Origin of the sequence: Rhodococcus sp. 1R11 (assembly GCF_004563845.1) — a bacterium.
Lineage (GTDB): Bacteria > Actinomycetota > Actinomycetes > Mycobacteriales > Mycobacteriaceae > Rhodococcoides.
The window spans coordinates 28,001-44,688 of sequence record NZ_SPNG01000015.1; the positions used below are offsets into that span (position 1 = coordinate 28,001).

General features: G+C 64.5%; 20 protein-coding genes. 7 read left to right on the forward strand and 13 right to left on the reverse strand.

What is annotated here, in order from left to right; translation table 11 throughout:
• Positions 1-65 precede the first annotated feature (65 nt).
• The gene (locus E4P29_RS22285) at positions 66-692 is read left to right on the forward strand and encodes a DUF305 domain-containing protein (RefSeq protein WP_063216979.1); all 627 of its coding nucleotides are present in this window, start codon (positions 66-68) and stop codon (positions 690-692) included.
• 110 nt (positions 693-802) lie between these two features.
• Here E4P29_RS22285 and E4P29_RS22290 read toward each other — a convergent pair whose 3' ends face one another.
• The 5 genes from E4P29_RS22290 to E4P29_RS22310 all read right to left on the reverse strand — a co-directional run bounded on the left by E4P29_RS22290 (position 803) and on the right by E4P29_RS22310 (position 5,846).
• Complete coding sequence (locus E4P29_RS22290) at positions 803-2,998, reverse strand: heavy metal translocating P-type ATPase (protein WP_135047256.1); 2,196 nt, start codon at positions 2,996-2,998, stop codon at positions 803-805.
• A gap of 34 nt (positions 2,999-3,032) precedes the next feature.
• On the reverse strand, positions 3,033-3,263 hold the full coding sequence (locus E4P29_RS22295; protein WP_063216977.1) for a heavy-metal-associated domain-containing protein: 231 nt from the start codon (positions 3,261-3,263) through the stop codon (positions 3,033-3,035).
• Positions 3,264-3,420: 157 nt separating this feature from the next.
• A complete protein-coding gene (locus E4P29_RS22300) occupies positions 3,421-4,353 on the reverse strand; it encodes a site-specific integrase (protein ID WP_135047257.1) in 933 nt (310 codons plus the stop codon).
• Entirely contained in the window at positions 4,353-4,685 is a 333-nt protein-coding gene (locus E4P29_RS22305; RefSeq protein WP_170945395.1) for a helix-turn-helix transcriptional regulator, read from the reverse strand. Before E4P29_RS22305 ends, E4P29_RS22300 begins: the two co-directional genes overlap by 1 nt.
• 3 nt (positions 4,686-4,688) lie before the next feature.
• Positions 4,689-5,846, reverse strand: a complete 1,158-nt coding sequence (locus E4P29_RS22310) for a site-specific integrase (RefSeq protein ID WP_207890896.1) — start codon at positions 5,844-5,846, stop codon at positions 4,689-4,691.
• A 118-nt stretch (positions 5,847-5,964) separates the two neighbouring features.
• Here E4P29_RS22310 and E4P29_RS22315 point away from each other — a divergent pair, with 118 nt between their 5' ends.
• The 3 genes from E4P29_RS22315 to E4P29_RS22325 all read left to right on the forward strand — a co-directional run bounded on the left by E4P29_RS22315 (position 5,965) and on the right by E4P29_RS22325 (position 7,656).
• Positions 5,965-6,873 (forward strand): RNA ligase family protein, encoded by a 909-nt coding sequence (locus E4P29_RS22315; RefSeq protein WP_135047258.1) that lies wholly within the window; start codon positions 5,965-5,967, stop codon positions 6,871-6,873.
• Positions 6,874-6,962: 89 nt separating this feature from the next.
• Complete coding sequence (locus E4P29_RS22320) at positions 6,963-7,331, forward strand: Lsr2 family protein (protein ID WP_135047259.1); 369 nt, start codon at positions 6,963-6,965, stop codon at positions 7,329-7,331.
• A gap of 139 nt (positions 7,332-7,470) precedes the next feature.
• On the forward strand, positions 7,471-7,656 hold the full coding sequence (locus tag E4P29_RS22325) for a hypothetical protein (protein WP_135047260.1): 186 nt from the start codon (positions 7,471-7,473) through the stop codon (positions 7,654-7,656).
• 37 nt (positions 7,657-7,693) lie between these two features.
• Here E4P29_RS22325 and E4P29_RS22330 read toward each other — a convergent pair whose 3' ends face one another.
• Together E4P29_RS22330 and E4P29_RS22335 are read right to left on the reverse strand one after the other, a co-directional pair.
• Entirely contained in the window at positions 7,694-9,415 is a 1,722-nt protein-coding gene (locus E4P29_RS22330) for a ParB/RepB/Spo0J family partition protein (protein WP_135047261.1), read from the reverse strand.
• A gap of 91 nt (positions 9,416-9,506) precedes the next feature.
• On the reverse strand, positions 9,507-9,797 hold the full coding sequence (locus E4P29_RS22335; RefSeq protein ID WP_135047262.1) for a hypothetical protein: 291 nt from the start codon (positions 9,795-9,797) through the stop codon (positions 9,507-9,509).
• A gap of 1,248 nt (positions 9,798-11,045) precedes the next feature.
• On the opposite strand from E4P29_RS22335, the gene E4P29_RS22340 reads away from it, so the two are divergent.
• Complete coding sequence (locus E4P29_RS22340; RefSeq protein WP_135047263.1) at positions 11,046-11,489, forward strand: hypothetical protein; 444 nt, start codon at positions 11,046-11,048, stop codon at positions 11,487-11,489.
• Positions 11,490-11,506: 17 nt separating this feature from the next.
• Here E4P29_RS22340 and E4P29_RS26120 read toward each other — a convergent pair whose 3' ends face one another.
• The 6 genes from E4P29_RS26120 to E4P29_RS22360 all read right to left on the reverse strand — a co-directional run bounded on the left by E4P29_RS26120 (position 11,507) and on the right by E4P29_RS22360 (position 14,774).
• Positions 11,507-11,665 carry a hypothetical protein gene (locus E4P29_RS26120; RefSeq protein ID WP_167735581.1) on the reverse strand — a complete coding sequence of 53 codons (159 nt, stop codon included), beginning with the start codon at positions 11,663-11,665 and terminating at the stop codon, positions 11,507-11,509.
• Between the two features lie 247 nt (positions 11,666-11,912).
• On the reverse strand, positions 11,913-12,074 hold the full coding sequence (locus E4P29_RS26125; protein ID WP_167735582.1) for a hypothetical protein: 162 nt from the start codon (positions 12,072-12,074) through the stop codon (positions 11,913-11,915).
• Positions 12,071-12,403, reverse strand: coding sequence for a hypothetical protein (locus E4P29_RS22345; RefSeq protein ID WP_008720911.1), 333 nt, complete (start codon positions 12,401-12,403; stop codon positions 12,071-12,073). The genes E4P29_RS26125 and E4P29_RS22345 overlap by 4 nt, the downstream gene beginning before the upstream one ends.
• Positions 12,404-12,437: 34 nt before the next feature.
• A complete protein-coding gene (locus tag E4P29_RS22350) occupies positions 12,438-12,743 on the reverse strand; it encodes a hypothetical protein (RefSeq protein ID WP_008720912.1) in 306 nt (101 codons plus the stop codon).
• A 180-nt stretch (positions 12,744-12,923) separates the two neighbouring features.
• Positions 12,924-13,487: a hypothetical protein gene (locus tag E4P29_RS22355; protein WP_135047264.1), complete on the reverse strand. Its 564-nt coding sequence runs from the start codon at positions 13,485-13,487 to the stop codon at positions 12,924-12,926.
• 360 nt (positions 13,488-13,847) lie between these two features.
• The gene (locus tag E4P29_RS22360) at positions 13,848-14,774 is read right to left on the reverse strand and encodes an ArdC-like ssDNA-binding domain-containing protein (protein ID WP_135047265.1); all 927 of its coding nucleotides are present in this window, start codon (positions 14,772-14,774) and stop codon (positions 13,848-13,850) included.
• Between the two features lie 812 nt (positions 14,775-15,586).
• Here E4P29_RS22360 and E4P29_RS22365 point away from each other — a divergent pair.
• On the forward strand, positions 15,587-15,781 hold the full coding sequence (locus tag E4P29_RS22365) for a hypothetical protein (RefSeq protein WP_135047266.1): 195 nt from the start codon (positions 15,587-15,589) through the stop codon (positions 15,779-15,781).
• 494 nt (positions 15,782-16,275) lie between these two features.
• Positions 16,276-16,596, forward strand: coding sequence for a hypothetical protein (locus E4P29_RS22370; RefSeq protein ID WP_135047267.1), 321 nt, complete (start codon positions 16,276-16,278; stop codon positions 16,594-16,596).
• Positions 16,597-16,688 lie beyond the last annotated feature (92 nt).

Sequence of the window (16,688 nt, forward strand, 5' to 3'; positions counted from 1 at the left end):
TGTCTGTCGGCGGATCGAACGACATCGAATCCTCTGTACTACTCACTCTTACAAGGAGTTTCCTCATGCGTACCAAAGTCATTGCCTCGATCGCTGCTGCCGCCGCGAGCGCGTTCCTCGTCGTCGGCTGTAGCGACAACGGGGCGGATTCGTCGATGGATGGCCATTCGATGGGATCGATGTCCTCGACGCCGGCATCGTCCGCGCCGGCGAGCTCGACGGCGCAGTTCAACGATGCCGACGTGATGTTCGCGCAGATGATGTACCCGCATCACGCGCAAGCAGTGGAGATGGCCGACTTGGCGGACGGCCGCACCGACAACCCGGAGGTCCTGTCGCTGGCATCGGCGATCGCCGCCGCGCAACAGCCCGAGATGGACCAGATGACGGCATGGCTGACCGAGTGGGGCCAGCCCATGCCCGACATGGACATGGGTGACATGGGCGGGATGGACCACAGCTCCGGCAGCGGCATGATGACCGCTCAGGACATGGACGCGTTGATGGTAGCGTCGGGACCGGAATTCGACCGCCAGTGGTTGACGATGATGATCGCCCACCACACCGGTGCCATCGAGATGGCCAACACCGAAATAGCGGACGGTTCCAATCCTGACGCCCTGGAGATGGCCCGCACCATCGTCGCGACTCAACAGCAGGAGATCGACACCATGCAGCGACTGCTCGGCTGACCTGGTCCGCTTCCCGAAACGATGGGCCGCATCCTCTCCGGCGGAGAGGGTGCGGCCCATCAGCGTGTTCCACAGTTGTCAGGGCTGTACTCCCGAGACGAGATCAACTCCTACAGTGCCGGTTCGCGCTGCGACGGAGCATTGGAAATCCCGTCGTTCACCGCTCCGGTGATGGTGTCGGGTGTGAGGTCGAGTCGACGCAGTAACTGCGCGTTCGCGGCGACGATGATCGTCGACAGCGACATCAGGATCGCGCCGATCGACATCGGCAGCACGAACCCGACCGGCGCGAGCACTCCTGCCGCGAGTGGGACTGAGATGAGGTTGTATCCCGCTGCCCACCAGAGGTTTTGCTTCATCTTCCGGTACGAGGCGCGCGAGAGTTCGATCACCGACAACACCGACCTCGGGTCGTCGCTGGCGAGGATCACTCCGGCCGACGCGATAGCAACGTCGGTACCCGCGCCGATAGCGATACCGACATCGGCCTGCGCGAGAGCCGGTGCGTCGTTGACTCCGTCACCGACCATCGCCACGGTGCGCCCTTCCTGTTGAAGTTCAGCAACGTTGTGGGACTTGTCTTCCGGTTTCACCCCCGCGAAGTAGCGGTCCACACCGAGCTCGGTGGCGACGGACTTCGCGACGGCTTCGGCATCACCGGTGATCATCACCACCGCGATTCCGCGCGCATGCAACGCGTCTACCGCAGTGCGTGATTCGGGCCGGATCTCGTCGGCGAGCGCAAGGGCACCGATCACAGCACCGTCGGCCAGGACGTGCAGGATGATCGCCCCGTCGCCGCGCCACCGGTCGGCGACAGCGAGTTCGGATCCGTTTTCCTGCTCGAGCAGCGCGGGCCCGCCGACCTGAATGCGGGTGCCGTCGACGTCCGCAGCGACCCCGACAGCGGGAGACGACTGAAAACCGGCTGCAGCCGGGACGGTCAGGTTCCGCGCGCGTGCGGCGCCGACGATGGCACGGGCGAGGGGATGTTCAGAGTCGGCTTCTGCGGCAGCGGCCAAAGCGAGGACCTCGTCGGCGGTGCGCCCGTCTGTCACCTCGATTGCGGTGACGGTGGGTTCACCCTTGGTGAGGGTGCCGGTCTTGTCGAAGAGCACGGTGTCCACCGTGCGCATTGTTTCGAGTGCGAGCCGGTCCTTGACCAGGACACCGCCGCGGGCTGCGCGTTCGGTGGCGATGGAGACCACCAGCGGGATCGCGAGTCCGAGGGCGTGGGGGCAGGCGATGACCAGCACGGTGATGGTGCGGATGACGGCGTCGTCGGGCATCCCGACCAGAGTCCACACAGCGGCGGTGATGATCGCGGCACCGAGAGCGAACCAGAACAGCCAACCGGCGGCCGTGTCGGCGATGCGCTGAGCGCGCGAGGTCGAGTTCTGGGCGTCGGCGACCAAGCGGCCGATGCCTGCGAGGGCGGTGTCCTCCCCGACTGCGGTGACCTGGACGCGCAGACCGGAGTCGGTGGCTACCGTGCCGGCGACAACTTGGTCGCCGTCGCTGCGGCGGACGGTGCGTGATTCGCCGGTGATCATGGACTCGTCCATGCTCGCCGATCCGGAGACGATGGTGCCGTCCGCCGGTACTCGGCCGCCGGGGCGCACGACGACGACATCACCGCGCTGCAGCTCGGCCGGGGACACCGGCACCACATCGTCGCCGTCGACGCGTTCGGCGGTGTCCGGGAGCAGCGCCGCCAGTGAGTCCAGAGCGGAGGTGGTCTGCGCGAGGGATCGCATTTCGATCCAGTGCCCGAGCAGCATGATCACGATCAGCAGCGCCAGTTCCCACCAGAAGTCGAGCTGATGATCGAGCAGGCCGAGGCTCGCGCCCATCGACGCAATGAATGCGACGGTGATCGCGAGGGCGATGAGCAGCATCATTCCCGGTGCACGGGAACGGATTTCGCTGACTGCGCCGGTGAGGAAGGGAGATCCGCCCCAGGCGTACATCACGGTGCCGAGCGTCGGCGAGACCCAGGCGATCCACGACGCGTCCGGCAGTGAGTATCCGAGAAGCATCGCAAACATGTTCGATGCCACGATCACCGGAACGGCGAGGACCAGCATGATCCAGGACAGACGACGGAACATGCCGACGTGATCGCCGTGACCGACGTGATCGCCGTGACCGGCATGGCCACCGTGCCCGGTATGCCCTGTGTGTCCTCCGTGTTCGGAGTGCTCGCCGTGTCCGGTGTGGCCTGCGCTGCGTTCGGACGTGTCGTGCCCCGACTGCGCGCCAGCTCTCTTAGCCGTTCCGACGTCAGAATGCGTGTGGTTGTTCATCGCGAAATACCTCTTCCTGCAACGACTTCAGCGGTTACGCGGTAGGCGAATCTGCGGTTTGCGGTTCGGCTGCGTATCCGGCATCGCGAACGGCGGCAATGACCCGGGCGTGGTCGGGCTCGCCGATGCTCGTCACCGTCAGCGTTCCTGCCGACGCTGATGCTTCGACCGTGTCGACCCCGACCACAGCACCGACTTCTTCCCTGACCGACGCTTCGCAGTGGCCGCAGGTCATGCCCGTGACTTTGTAGTGCGTGGTGATCATGTCGCGCTCCTCCGACTGTCTCTATACCCCCTAGGGGTATCTGGCTAACGTGTCAGACCATACCCCCTCCCCGTATGTTTCGGAAGGCCGTTGGCTGCGTCGAGCGGTTTACGAACCTGCGGCGACGACCGGTCCGTTGGCTGAACTTCGAATCGAGTCAGGGTGCAGTGGGGTCTACGTCGAATCGGCCAGGGTGCGCGGTCCTGACATAGCGCACCGCTGTGGTGGTGCCGATACCGAACACGGTCATCAGGGCAACCGGGTCGCCGCTGTGGGCGGCCTCGTCGAGGATGCGATCGACACGCAGTTCGCGGGCGGTGATGCCGAGGTCACGGAATGGGCGGGTGATGTAGTGGCGACTGCCCGGCAGCGCGGTAGGCGCAGTCACCCGGGTAATCAGCAAGTACGGATTCGTGCTCGTCGGCCACCGACGCTGACGGTAGATCAGCCAGTCGCGGAGCACCTCGGCGGTGAACTCGTCCAACCAGAACGTGTGGCGGGTGTGTGGCCGGGTGACGGTTGCTCGTCCTGCCGAACGGTCGAGATGGTCGAGTCGGAAGCCGATGACCTCTTCGATCGTCAGCGCGTGGACCGCGACGAGCGCCAGAATCACCCGGTCATCGGGCCTGGTCAGCTGATCGAAGAGCCCATGTACGCGATCGGATCGTAACGGTCTGAGGATCCTGCGGGTGTACCGACCAGCGACCTCTCGGGCAGGGTCGGCGAAGATGCGACGTTCGCGTTTGAGTCCGCGAAAGAGCGACCTCAGGGCCGTGTGCACGTTATGTCTCGACTGCCCTGAGTGACGGCTGAGAGCGCGCTCGATGTCGACAGTATCGACAGATCGCAGACTTTGGTGTGTCTCAGCCCATTCCTGCAAGACCGGTAGCGCGAAATTGAGATAGAGGGCAATCGTCACTGCCGTCAACGGTCTGGATTTACGTCGACCGCGGCCGCCCAGCGCAGTGACCCACGCCTGCACGTCGTCACGGAACTGCGCGGGTGTCTGCTCGATCATCCGTATCGTGCGCTCGGTGTGCCGGGCGGCATTGCGTGCCGCCACCCCATCGGCAGGGTTTCGTCCCGACATCAGTTGGGAGGTGGAACGCGGCGGGCTCCGCGCTTCCGGGCCCCGGCAGTGGGTGCGGCAGGGCCCGACCGATCGCCGATTGCGCGTGCTGGAGCTGCGTCGAGATCCGCGTCGTGAACAGCTTCCGCCAGCATCAGATCACCGACAGTGCAGTTCAACGCCGCACAGATCTTGTCCAGGTCATCGAGTCGGATCGTGATCGGCGCCGAAGACCACAGGGCCGCAGTCTTGCTCAATGACGGATGGAAGTCGACCTGCTCGAATGCTTTGAGCAGCTGCGTCGGACGCCAGATGTCGCGTTGCGCCGCAACCATGCGCAAATTCCATTTCATCTTCTAATTCTCCGTACTCAAGCGCCGCACGGCGCGTTGTGTCGACTCGATGACGGACCGTTCCGGGTCGGCTCCTGCCGACGCCAGATAGCCCACAGTGGTGCTTGCCCATTCGTGACCGAGCATCTTCTGCACATCCCACAAGGGCATTCCTCGTTGGTAGTTGTGGGTAGCGCAGGCATGACGCAACAGATGGGGGTAGAGCTCGCGCACCGGGCCGTTGAGGTGATGGTGCGATGCAGCTTTGAGATTGCGGCGAAATGTCGAGGGTTGAATGGCGGGTGCAACGGCGAGGTTGAGCGCCGCGACGGCGGTCGGCAAGCGTTCCGATGGCCACAACGGTGCGCCCGCGTCGGTCGGGTCGTCGCAGAACTCGCCCCGGACCTGCTCGAGATACCACCACAGCAGCTCTCTCCCCTCTTCGAAGAGAAAAGCTTGCCGTTCGCGTGGACCCGATCCGCGGGCACCCTTACCCACGACGACGAAGCGGCCCCACTGTCCCGCTTCCCAATGGATGTCGCCGATCTTCACCGCACACAGCTCCGACGCCCGCACACCGGACAAGTACGCAATCTTCGCCATGGTGTAGTCGCGTGCGCTCACGTGGTACTTGCGAGAGCGTGGCAGGGCGTCTCTCCAGTCGGCAAAGAACGCTGTCATCGCTCGTCGAGTGGGAGGAATCCGCAGCGCGAAATCACCCCTGTGCCTCGGCCGGTTGAACGGGTCGACCGGTGACTCGACACCGACGCCGAACGCTCGGAGCAGCTCGCCAGCGTAGCGGTGCTCGAGGAATCGGTAGTAGTTGTCGATCTGAACTGTCTTTTTCCGGATGGTCGCGTGACTGCGTTTGCCGGGACCGGCGAAGTACTGATCGAACTGCTGCTGGGTCAATCGCCATGGCACGCAATCGAAGTAATCGCATATCTCGATCACGGGATACATGATTCTCTGCAACGTCGCGGGGCTCAGACCCGCCACATCTCTGGCCCATCCGTATTCGACCAGCGTGTTACGGAAGAAGTCGTGTTCGTCGTCCCCCGACGCCGACGCCAGCCGCTGCAGCGATTCGACGTCCGCAAGTTCCCCACTGCCGACCCCCGCGGCACTCGATGCGCCGTCGGCAGCGATGCGCTGCTGCCGACGAGTAGCGAAATCTGACACGAACAGTGAACTTATGCGAGGAACTCGCAGAATCCACGAGTAACTGATGAAATTTGAGCGACCACGGAATGAAGAAGAATCGTTGCTCTGACCAGGAACCCTGGGCTCACACCGGTTCCTGGCAGCCGATCAAACCCGCGCGGACTCCAGTGGCCAACGCGGGGTCAGCGTTGTCGACGGCACATCTCGGGTGAAGCTGTTCTCGCGCAACGGAAACGACATCTCCGCCTCGTTCCCGGACGTGGTGGAGGCGTTGTCGGACACGACGGCGGGTCGGTCGGTGACCCTCGACGGCGAGTTGGTAACACTGGATTCGGGCGGTCGGCCCGATTTCGGGCTGCTGCAACGCCGTATGCATGTCGCGCGGCCGTCGGCGGCGTTGTTGCGGTCGGTCCCGGTGACGTATTTCGTGTTCGATGTCCTCGACGTCGACGGCGAATCGGTCCGGACGCTGCCCTACATGCAGCGCCGTGCGCTGCTTCAGGGTCTCGGTGTGGCCGACGGGCGGCGAGTGCAGGTGCCGCCGAATATGACGGGAATCGACGGAGAGACGTTGATGGGCATTGCCGCCGATAACGGTATCGAGGGGGTCGTGGCGAAGAAAGCTGAGTCGGTGTACCGATCGGGGGTCCGGTCGCCGTCGTGGATCAAGGTACCGATCCGGAACACACGCGAAGGCGTGATCTGCGGATGGGTTCCGACGGGCGGCCGCGCCGGCGGGACACTGGCGGCGCTGCTTCTCGGAGCGTACGACGAGGCGGGCGAGTTGGTCTACATCGGCCGTGTGGGAACGGGTTTCACCGATCGGATGCGCCGTGAGCTGCGGAGTGCGCTCACCGAGCGCACTCGTCCGGACAGTGCGCTGCCCGGTCCGATTCCGCGCACCGACGCAGTCGGAGTGTCCTGGGTGACACCGGAATTGGTGGCGACTGTGGAATATCGCGAACAATCGGCAACGGGGCGTTTACGGCATCCCGCATTCAAAGGAATCCGATCCGATATCGCTCCCCGCGATGTCGTGACATGAAAGGGTGCAGCTCATCGCCACATTCGTTGGTTACGCTGGCCGTTACCCGAGTTTGTGACGAATGTGTGTGATCGAAAGGTTTTCCGGCTGTGGCCAAAAGAGTGACAACCCAATTGGTGGACGATATCGACGGGTCGGTCATCGACGACGATTCCGGCGAGACCATCGAATTCGCGGTCAACGGTGTCGAGTACGTGATCGACCTGAAAGCGAAGAACGCCACCGAGTTTCACAGGAAGCTCGACTACTACATCGAGCATTCGACGCGGGTCGGTGGCCGCAAGCGTAAGCCCTCCCCCGCCGGCGCGGCGACGCCCGCGAAGACCGGGACACCGGCCACGCGTGACCCGGCGCAGACACGCGCGATTCGGCAGTGGGCCGCCGACGAGGGCTACGAGATCAGCGATCGCGGCCGCATCCCGGCCGCTATCGAAGAGGCGTTCAACGCCGCGCACTGACCTTTCGTGAGCCGCCTGGCCGTCGTGGGCAGTGCGGTGGTGGGCGTCGAGCGGGGGAGCTCGAGGGCGGCGGGCAGCCCCCTCGACCCGGGCCGGGGACGCTTCCCCACCTGCGCTGTGGGGCCGATACTGTCCGGCGATGGACAGATACCGAAGTGCCGCCCTCGGCCTGTACGGGCTCGCTGTTGTCGCCCGGCTGTTGACCTGGGGTGAGCTCAGCGCGTCCGAACGCAGCGAGAGCGCAGTGATGCTGCTGCTGGTCGGAGCCGCAATAGCGGCGGTGCTCAGCCTCGGCAGTACCCGTATCGACCGCAGCGACGAATGAGGGGTGGCGGGCACATGGTGCCCGCCACCCCTTCTCGTTACTGGTCGGCTGTGTTGTCCTCACTGGGGGCAGTGAGCGCGTCGTACGCCTGCTCGGGGGTGAGCATTCCGGCTGCGGCCTGCTCGACCACGGTCAGCACGTGGCCGTGCTGGTCGAGGAAGCCCAGGTAGTTGTCCTGGTTACCCCACGCCGTGCGACGCCACGAGTCGTTGCCCTTACCGCTCACTCGTGCCTCGTAGGCGGCGAGGATCTGCGCGAGCAGGATCACCTGCGCGCGGGTCTCGCTCGGCGTCTTGTCGATCGTGGCAGCGAGCGCTCGACGCGCGGCCTTGTCCGCGACACCGGGGTACCCGGCGCTGGGGCTGGTGTCGGCGGGCACGGTGACCCCGAGCAGCTCCGTGAGGTACTGCGCCGCTTTGTTCTCGGTCAACAGTCCCGGCTCGTCGACGAGTGTTTCGGTGATCCACTTCCCTGCCCCCTTCGGCAGGGTCTTGCGGGTGAGGAACTTCGTCAGCCATTCCTTGCGGACGATCGTCGCGGCGGCGCTGGCCTTGTTCAGTGCGACGGTGCGCCGCCGAGTGGCCTTCTCGGCTTCCTTGGCCGCGAGCGCTGCCTGAGCTGCTTTCTTCTCGCGTGCCTTCCTCTCGGCTGCGGCCTGGTCGTCGGCCTCGTCGGGTTCACTGGACGCTGCGGCGAGGATCGGGCCGAGCTTCACACCGGCCGCGTCGGGGTCGGCGGTGAAGTACTCCGGCACCCACACCTGGGCGACGGTGACGTCCTTGTGGTGGTGGTAGCCCTCTGTAGCGACGGCTTTCGGGGCTCCTTCGGTGGCCCAGTCGATCGACTCGGACTCGATCACCTCGCCGGTGGCGGTGAGGGTGATCTGCTCGTTCGGGGTCAGCCACACCGCCCAGTGCTCGGCAGCGGCGTCGATAACGGCCTCGGTGATCGGGTCTCCGTCTGCGGTCACCAAGTCCTCAGCGGCGACGTAGGGGCTGTCGTAGAACGGCTCGTCTGCCAGGACGGTCAGGCCCTTGTCCGCATACGGGGTACCGGCTTCGGCGCGGGCCTTGCGTTCGGCGCGGTCCGCGATCAACTCCTGCGCGACGGAGCGGAACCGTGATCCGGCGTTGAGCAGTTCCTCGACCGCCTCGTCGTCGCCGTCGGCGTCGAACAGCGCGACCACTGCTGCCTGCTCGAGGTCGAGCTGCCCGGCGTCGAGAGCCTCGAGGGCGGTCTGCGACCGGCCCGCTGCGGCACCGGCTTTGACGGTCTCACGCTTGACCTGCACTGATTTGGCGATCTTGGGCACCGACACACCGAGTGCGAGCATGTCGGCGAATGCCTTCGCTCGCTGGCCCTCGGTGAGAGGGGTTCGCAGGTCATTGGTGACCACCTGCTTGGAGATACGTTCGATCTCCCGCTCCTTGAACGTCTCGACAGCGGTCCGGATCAGCACCGGCACACTGTCGACCCCGGCTTCGATCGCGGCGAGGGTCCGCTGCTGGCCGTCGATGACGACCACGTTCTCACCGTCGCGGACTGCCGAAATCGCCTGTACGACACCGTGAACGACGACGCTCGCGACGAGGTCGCGGAAGTCCTGGCTGTCGGTGTCGACGTGGTCCCGGACATTCGGGCCGACGTCGAGGGTGGTGGGGTGCAGGCGGGCGAACTCCTCGCCCGCCCCCACGACCGGCGTGGTGCCGGTCGTGGGGGCTTCGGTTGCGGCGGTGGTGGTTTCGATGCTGGCGGTCATGGTGGTGTCTCTCTCCTGGTAGATTCTTCGGTTGGAGACACCGGGCAGGTAGAGACTGTCCGGTGTTTTCTTGTTTTCCGGGCCTTGGTGGTTACTGCTCGGCGGCGGCGCGGACGCCGCCCGCAGTCTTGGCTGCCCGAATCTCGCTGGTCGTGGCACCGCTCCGATGTGCGGTGGCTTCCCAACTGCACACCTGCTCGTGCAGGTCTTCCATCCGGTCGTGGTCGTAGTCGGTGGCCCCGACGTACCGTGAGGCGGCTTCGTACGCTTCGGTGAGCTTTCCGAGTGCGTGGGTCTTGACCTGCGCCGGTACCTGACCGATCGCGGCCATGATTGCGGTGCGCAGTCCCACCGTCCGCGGTCCTGTGATGGTGTCGTGCATGGCGCTACTTCCCTTCTCAACTGGTGGCCTGGCCCTTTGCCCTGCCACGTTTATTCGCCGTTTCTGGCGTGAGGAGAGAAGTCAGCACACGGGGCCGGAGTGTCAAGGGTCGGGACGAAAAGTTTTCAGCCGGAGGCGTTTTGAAAAGTTTTCGGAGCCCTTGGGCCGGGAGCGGAGCGGACGCCGGCGGTTGATGCGGAGGTCACGGGTGATGAATGCTCGCCGGTAGCCAGAACCGGAGTGAAAAAACGTCTTTGCTCTTTTGAGTGCGGAGCGAAGCGGAGTTCATTTCGGGGGACACCGCAGGTGGCCGGCACCGCCGGTAGGCGGAGTGCACGACCTCGGCCGACGAGGCGGCGTGGCCACCTCCCACCTGAGGCAATCGGCAAGGTGATTGTGCGGGAGCGACGGAGGCCGGCCACGCTCGGTGTCGCGGAAGCGCCTATTCGCGATGTCGATTGCCTGACGGTGTGAATCGACCATCGGTAGGACGCGCTGGAGGGCATACGGTAGCTGTCGCAATTGCCAGTAAGATCACCCGTGTGATGGTTTCGCCTCCGTACAAAGATCTGCTGCGCCACGGAGTCGGGTTCATCGGGAATCCAACTGAATAGAGATGGATCGGCGAGGTTGTGCTCTCGCCCCCTATGCCTCAGGACGCGATGTGTCGTGTCTTCCTGTTCTGGTCGTCTCGAGAGGGCCGGCCGGCTTCCGACAGATCGTCTGTCGGTCGCGAGGTAGGAAGGGGGCGGCGATGTCTTCCGATGTCGATCCACCCGAAAGACCAGGGCCTTCGCGGGCCGATAGAGCCGGGGATGCGTTTTCACGTGTCGCTGGTATGCGGGGAGCTTTGTTGCTTGCCACATACTGCAACAGCTCGACCACCGTTGTTCTGGTGATCGAGCTGTTGGTTCTAGGACTCCAGTTGGCTGCTAGCTTCTCACGGCGGCGCTGACAAGAGGAGGCCCTGGGGCAGGGCGGCTATCTCGGTGTTCGAGCACCGGGGTGGCCGCCCTTGTCGTGGACTGGTGTCCACGTTGCCTAAGTTCACTGTAGACGGAGTTTGCCAAAGTTCCAATCGACTGGGTAGGGAATCGCCTGCTCAGCCTTGGTAGGCAGGGGCCGGATGTTCGGCATTGTCGGTAGACGACCCGGCCGTTGCGATGGTGTCCGGTGTCCGGTTGGTTGTAAAACCGACAAGTAGTGAAATGCCCGACACGGGCCTTTGCCCTCGGCAATACTCGCGGGATGTACGACGAACCGGAATACCAGTACCGCTTCAACGAGTACGGGACGGCTGGCAGGTCCATTGCACGCGGAATCCAGTGCTTCCGAGACAGCGACCCCAAGACTCCTCTGGGCCACTTCACGTTCGGTGTATTCGATGACATCCGAGTCGTCGAAACGCTGCAACTCGACAACCTCACCGAGAAAGATGATCCCCCGGGTACGTACTTGCCTGGGCTCGGCATGGCGATGTTCCAGCGACTGATGGCTCGCTATCCCGGCTATGAGTTCCGTACATTCGGTCCGCTGAAAGACCAGACCAAGGCGGGGCAACGCTTCATCACCGCTGTCAGGAATGGAGACGCGAAGTACGGCCGAGATCCGTTGCCATATCACGAGAATGGGTGTTTCAACGGACGTGAAGAGTGCGTCTGCCCGCTGGGTGGGCGACAGCGGGATCAGTAGCTACGAGGGCTGTCTGTTCATGCTGTGGCGGCTTGTGGAGCGTCGGATGCTCGTGGTGGGTGGGTTGGTCGATCGGTGATCTTCCGGTCGAGGAGCACGCGGAGGGCGATCGCGCGTGCGGCATGCTCGGCGATTTCGGCGGGCAGTGGTGGTCCGTCGATGGTTCGGATTCGCATAGTCAGCGATTCTGCCGTGGGGTACCGACAGATTCTGTTGGGCTGCAACGTGTTGCGGATGTGCCCGCACCTCTGGCCAGATGTCGTGCTGGTGAGGTTTTCTCAGGACGGAGCGCAGCGGAGTTCGGTTCGGTGGCCGCCCGCAGGGTGGCTCTTTCACGTGGTCGAGGTGGCGGTGACGATTACGCGCGGTACGACGAAGGCCCGCCCCTTGGTGGGGGCGGGCCTTTTCTGGGTCGTGAGTTGGTCAGTCTTTGGGGGGTTTGGTGTCTTTGCCGGCGGCGACGTCGCGGATCCAGTCGGGGACGTCGACGTTGTCGTATTCGGCGGTTTCGACGTAGGCGCGGGCGGCCGCTGCTGCCACGCGGGGGCGTGGTCGCCGGGTGGTTCGGCGTTCGGTGGTGGTCATCGCGGGTCCTCCGTGGTGTCGGTCTGAGGTTCAGTGTCCTCGGTGTCGGGGTCTTGCGCCAGTGCTCGGCGCATGGCGTGTTCGCTGACGGTGCGGATGACGTCGCGTTCGGTGGGGGTGATGAGTTTGGATTTGCTGACGGTGCTGTACATCGTCCAGCCGAGTTCGGCGGCGGCGTCGTCGTCACTGGTGGTGAGCTCGAGGCACCAGCTGATGCGCTGCCAGGCCTGAGCTCGGTTCTCGCTGCTGGTGCGTTGGCGCAGGGTGGCGGTGACGCCGATGGTGGCGAGGATGCCGACGATGAGGGTGACCCATGCTTGTGCGGGCACGTGGGTGGTTCCTTTCCTGGGGGTCGCGGTCGGCTCACATGTAGAGCAGGTGTGGTGGTGCGGTGCCGTCGAAGCGTTCCAGGCTGTCGAGGACGCCGTTGTAGTTGGCGGGTCGGCAGCGGCCGAGTCCGACGATGAGGGCGCAGGTGCCGTCGAGGGTGACGAGGTAGGACGGTGCGCAGCCGTTGTCGGGTGAGGTGTGCTCGGCGGCGTCGAGGAGGGCGTAGCGGACGGCGTCTGCGGCGGCTCTCTTGGCGTCGTCGAGGGTGGTGTCGGCTCCGCTGGCGGTGAGGAGTTCGGGGCTGTTCTCGGGGCGGGTGGTGACGGTCCAGGTGATCATCGGCGGTGGCTTCCCTTTCTGGCCTGAAGCGGGTGGCTGCTTGCTGCTCAGCGTCGCACGGGGAGCGCAGCGAGTCGTGCGACGCGAACCGGAATTTTGATGGTCTGTGGAGCGGGGTCGGGGCCTGTGGATGAACACGTTCGGCCCCGCGGGTGCGGGGGCCGAGGTGTGTTATTGCGGTCAGTCGTCGAACGAGTCGAGGATCTTGGACGGATCGCGGCGGTAGCGGCCTCCGTCGAGGAAGACGCCGACTGCGGCGCGGTGGACGCGGCGGAATTCGTCCATGAGGGTGTCGTAGCCGACGCGGTCGGTGACGCGCCAGGTGATCGGCCCCATGTGCAGGTCAACCCAGTGCACGGTGCGGCGTTGCTCGGGGATGTAGCGGGCGCCGGGGATCACTGTGTGTTCGGGGCCGCCGAGCCAGAGGATCGAGATTGCGGGTGCGCCGAACTCTGCGCCTGGCTGCTGCGGGTACGGGGCGCGTCCGTCGGCTCCGGCGAGGGCCGATCGGACGGTGGCGAATCCGGCGATGACGTCGCAGACCGCTTCGGCGCTGCGGAAGGTCATCATGAGGTGCCCGAACGCGACGACCATTTGCGCGTGCTCGGTGCCTGCGGCGGTGATGCTGATGGTCGCGTTCTGGGGTCCGGTGATGATGACCGTGGTGTGGGTGACGATGGCGGGGGTCTGGGCGTTTCCTGCTGCGGTGCTCTTGTGTGCGGGGCGGGTGGTGTTCTTCGGCATGTCGGGTCTCCTTCTGTCGCGGGACCGGCTCCCCCGGCCCTTCGCTCGTGCCAATTTCTTTCGCCGTCATCTGGCTTGGGGAGAGAAGGCGGCGGCATGGAACGGCGTCCCGCCCCTGGGACGGAAAGTTTTCAGCCGCAGGCGCTTTGAAAAGTTTCTGGAGCCCGAAGGGCCGGAGCATCGCGGAGTCAGGGGTGGGTAAGACGGGCCAGGGTGACGCATGCTCGGAGAGAGCCAGATGTGCGAAAGAAATTGCTCTTTTCACAGGACGGAGCGCAGCGGAGTTCGATTCGGTGGACACCGCAGGTGGCCTGATCCGCCGGCCGGAACATTTCGGCCGGCGAACCTTCACCCGACCGGCTACGCGGCGTCTTCGGTCCCGGTGTCCTCGGCGTCGTCCGACTCCGCGGCGGCCGGGTCGAGGGCGTCGGCCAGATCGTGGACGGCGGTCAGTACTGCTCTCGCGGTGGCGGTGACCTGCTCGAGGTCTCCTGCGGCCCATCCGGCGATGTAGCCGACGCTGTAGGCGCTGGTGTCGAGTCCGAGCATCCCGGCCAGGACGTAGGCGACGGATTCGGCTTCGACTTCCATGCGGCCCCGGTGCAGGTCCTTGCGGGCTTCGGGGCCGATGAGGTCGGGTGCGTGCATGATTGCGTGCGCTGCCTCGTGGATCATCGTTTTCGCGGCCGCTGCGGGTTCTAGGGCTGCGTCGACGACGATCCGGTGGGAGCCGTCGGTGGTGGTGTAGCCGTTCGCGCTGCTGGTGATCGCTTCGCGGGTGACGGTCCATCCTCGGCCGGTCATGACCGCCGCTACGCGGTCGTAGATCGCATCCGGATCGGCACCGGTGAGGAGCTGGGCGATTTCCTCGGGCTGCGGGTGTCCCTCGATCGGGTCGGTTTGGGAGTGGTCGAACACCGACAGAACCGGGAACGTAGGCACCTTGCGGGTCTGCTCGTCGCCGGTGGCGGGGTCGGTCTCGGTGACGGTGCGGGAGCTGTAGCCGTAGATCCGGATCGCCCTCTCGCCCTTGCGGACCTGACGTCCGCGTTGCTGCCAGGCACGGAATCCGGCGACCTGCGTTGCCTCTGGTTTCTGACTGAGGATCAACAGGACATTGTTGAAGCTGTAGGAGTGGAACGAGGCCACGTGGTCGAGGTAGGCGCGCCAGGTGTCGGAGCTGGTCAGCTCGGCTACTTTGTCGGTGATCGCGGTGTGCAGTGATGCCGCCAGCTCGCGGCGTGCTTCGGCTTTGTCCGCTGCGCTGGTCTTGGTTCGTGTGGCCATGACTGGTGCCTCTCCCTCGTGACCGGTCCCCCGGCCTGCTCTGCCAATTTCTTGTCGCCGTCATCTGGCGTGAGGAGAGACAGCAGCGCACGGGAACGACGCGGCAACCCCTCGGCCGGACAGTTTTCGTGGGAGCGCAGCGAGTACGGAACGAAAAGTGTTCGGAGCCTTGGCCGTAGCAGCGCGGAGCGAGGGGTTGAGGCGGCGGGCACGGGTGATGCAGTATCGCCGGGAGCCAGATGTGCGACCAGAAATCGAATGCTCTTTCACGGTGCGGAGCGCAGCGGAGCTCGGTTCAGGGGACGCCCGCTGGGCGGCCTGCACCGCCGGCAGGCCGAATGCATACTGCTGGTCGACGATGGCTGCGTGACCACCTCTTGGTTGTGAATCACTTCAGGCGATTGTGCGGGAGCGACGGGGACCGACCACGTTCGGTGTCGCGGTAGCCCCGTCCGCCGCTTTCCAGTCTCGCCGCCTGCGGGCGGTGCCCTAGTACAGCTGCGTCGAGAGGCGTCACTTACAACGCGTGTACGAAATTTTGCGACGGCTGGTATTTTCGTCTATTGCATTGCCTTGGTGGCCTATTCGCAGTTGACGCTTGACACTCGTCGTGGTGAGTGTGGGTGTTCGATTGCAGACGCTTCCTTGTTCTTGGGCGGCTGCGAGGTACTGTGAGAGACCCAGCGTTCACGGTCACCGTAGACGGTACGGTCCACGCGGCCCGCACTTCGGTTTCGGTGGCGAACCGGCCATGACAGGGTGGCGGGTCCGCCGGCCGGCCACGGCGCGCCCTCACGAAGGAGAGAGCCCCAATGCGTCTCGAGAAGTCCATGCGCCGAAGCCTCGCCGTCGGCATTCCTCTCACGCTGATTTTCTCGATTGCTGCTGGTTTTCAAGCTGATTCGTTCTGGTTGGGTTTCATTAAGACCGCAGTTGTTTGTACGGTTTTGGTCGGTCTCGTCGTGGTGACAGCTTATTTCTCGGTGCGTGACCGACGGGGTGCATAGCGCGACTTGCGTGATCGCGGACCGTTCTCGTTTCGTAACAAACCGGGCGTTCCGATTGTCAGCGATGTCCGATAGCGTTGGGTTGGTCGGGCTAGTCCCGGGGCTAGGAGAATCCAAGTCTGTTGCGTAGCAACAGCTACCGCTTAGTCGTGCCCAGTAAGGCGGCGCGCCAGCTCCTTCGATGTGAGTCGGCAGGGTCCGTTGACACAGCGGTGCGTGCATCATCCCGCACGCACTGACACTCTCGATGAGAAGAGGCGTATATGCGGGTTTCCGCGTTCGTAAGAGGCTTTGTTCTGACAGGTGTAGCGGCGTCTGTCGTTGCATTTGGGTCAGCGACGGCCTCGGCAGACGAGCCAGAATTGTCCTCTCCTGAGGCTGACGTAGTACAGCTCCAGACGGAGTTGGAGTCCAAAGGTGTTGTGCCATCTGAATCTTCGGACGGGTCGACTCTGACCAAACAGTATGTGGTGCAGAATCCAGAAGCGCCCCGCATGGTATTCGAGACATCCGAACCTGCCCCCACGCCTCCGGGCCAGGTTCAGCCCCGTCTGCGAGTGGGTGCGGGTTACGGGGTGTACATCTACCTCAACCGCACGGACCAGAATGCGCTCGTCTACGGCGGGGCTGCGGGCTTGGGTGCAGCTGCATGCGCTGGACTGGGAACCTTCGGGTGTGGGGCGGCTTCTGCTGCACTTGCCGCCGGTGCAACGTACATCGCCGCCAACGGCTTCTGTGACAATGAGTTGGAGATCAACTTCCTTCGTCCAACGGTCAATCCCTTCGATTCGGAGGTTCATTTCAAGTGCGTGTGAGGTCCTCCGAGACCACACGATTTAGATCCGCCGAACCGGCCGCACCCCTACCGGGGCGGCCGGTTCGGCGTTGTTCCGGGTCCTGTCAGCCA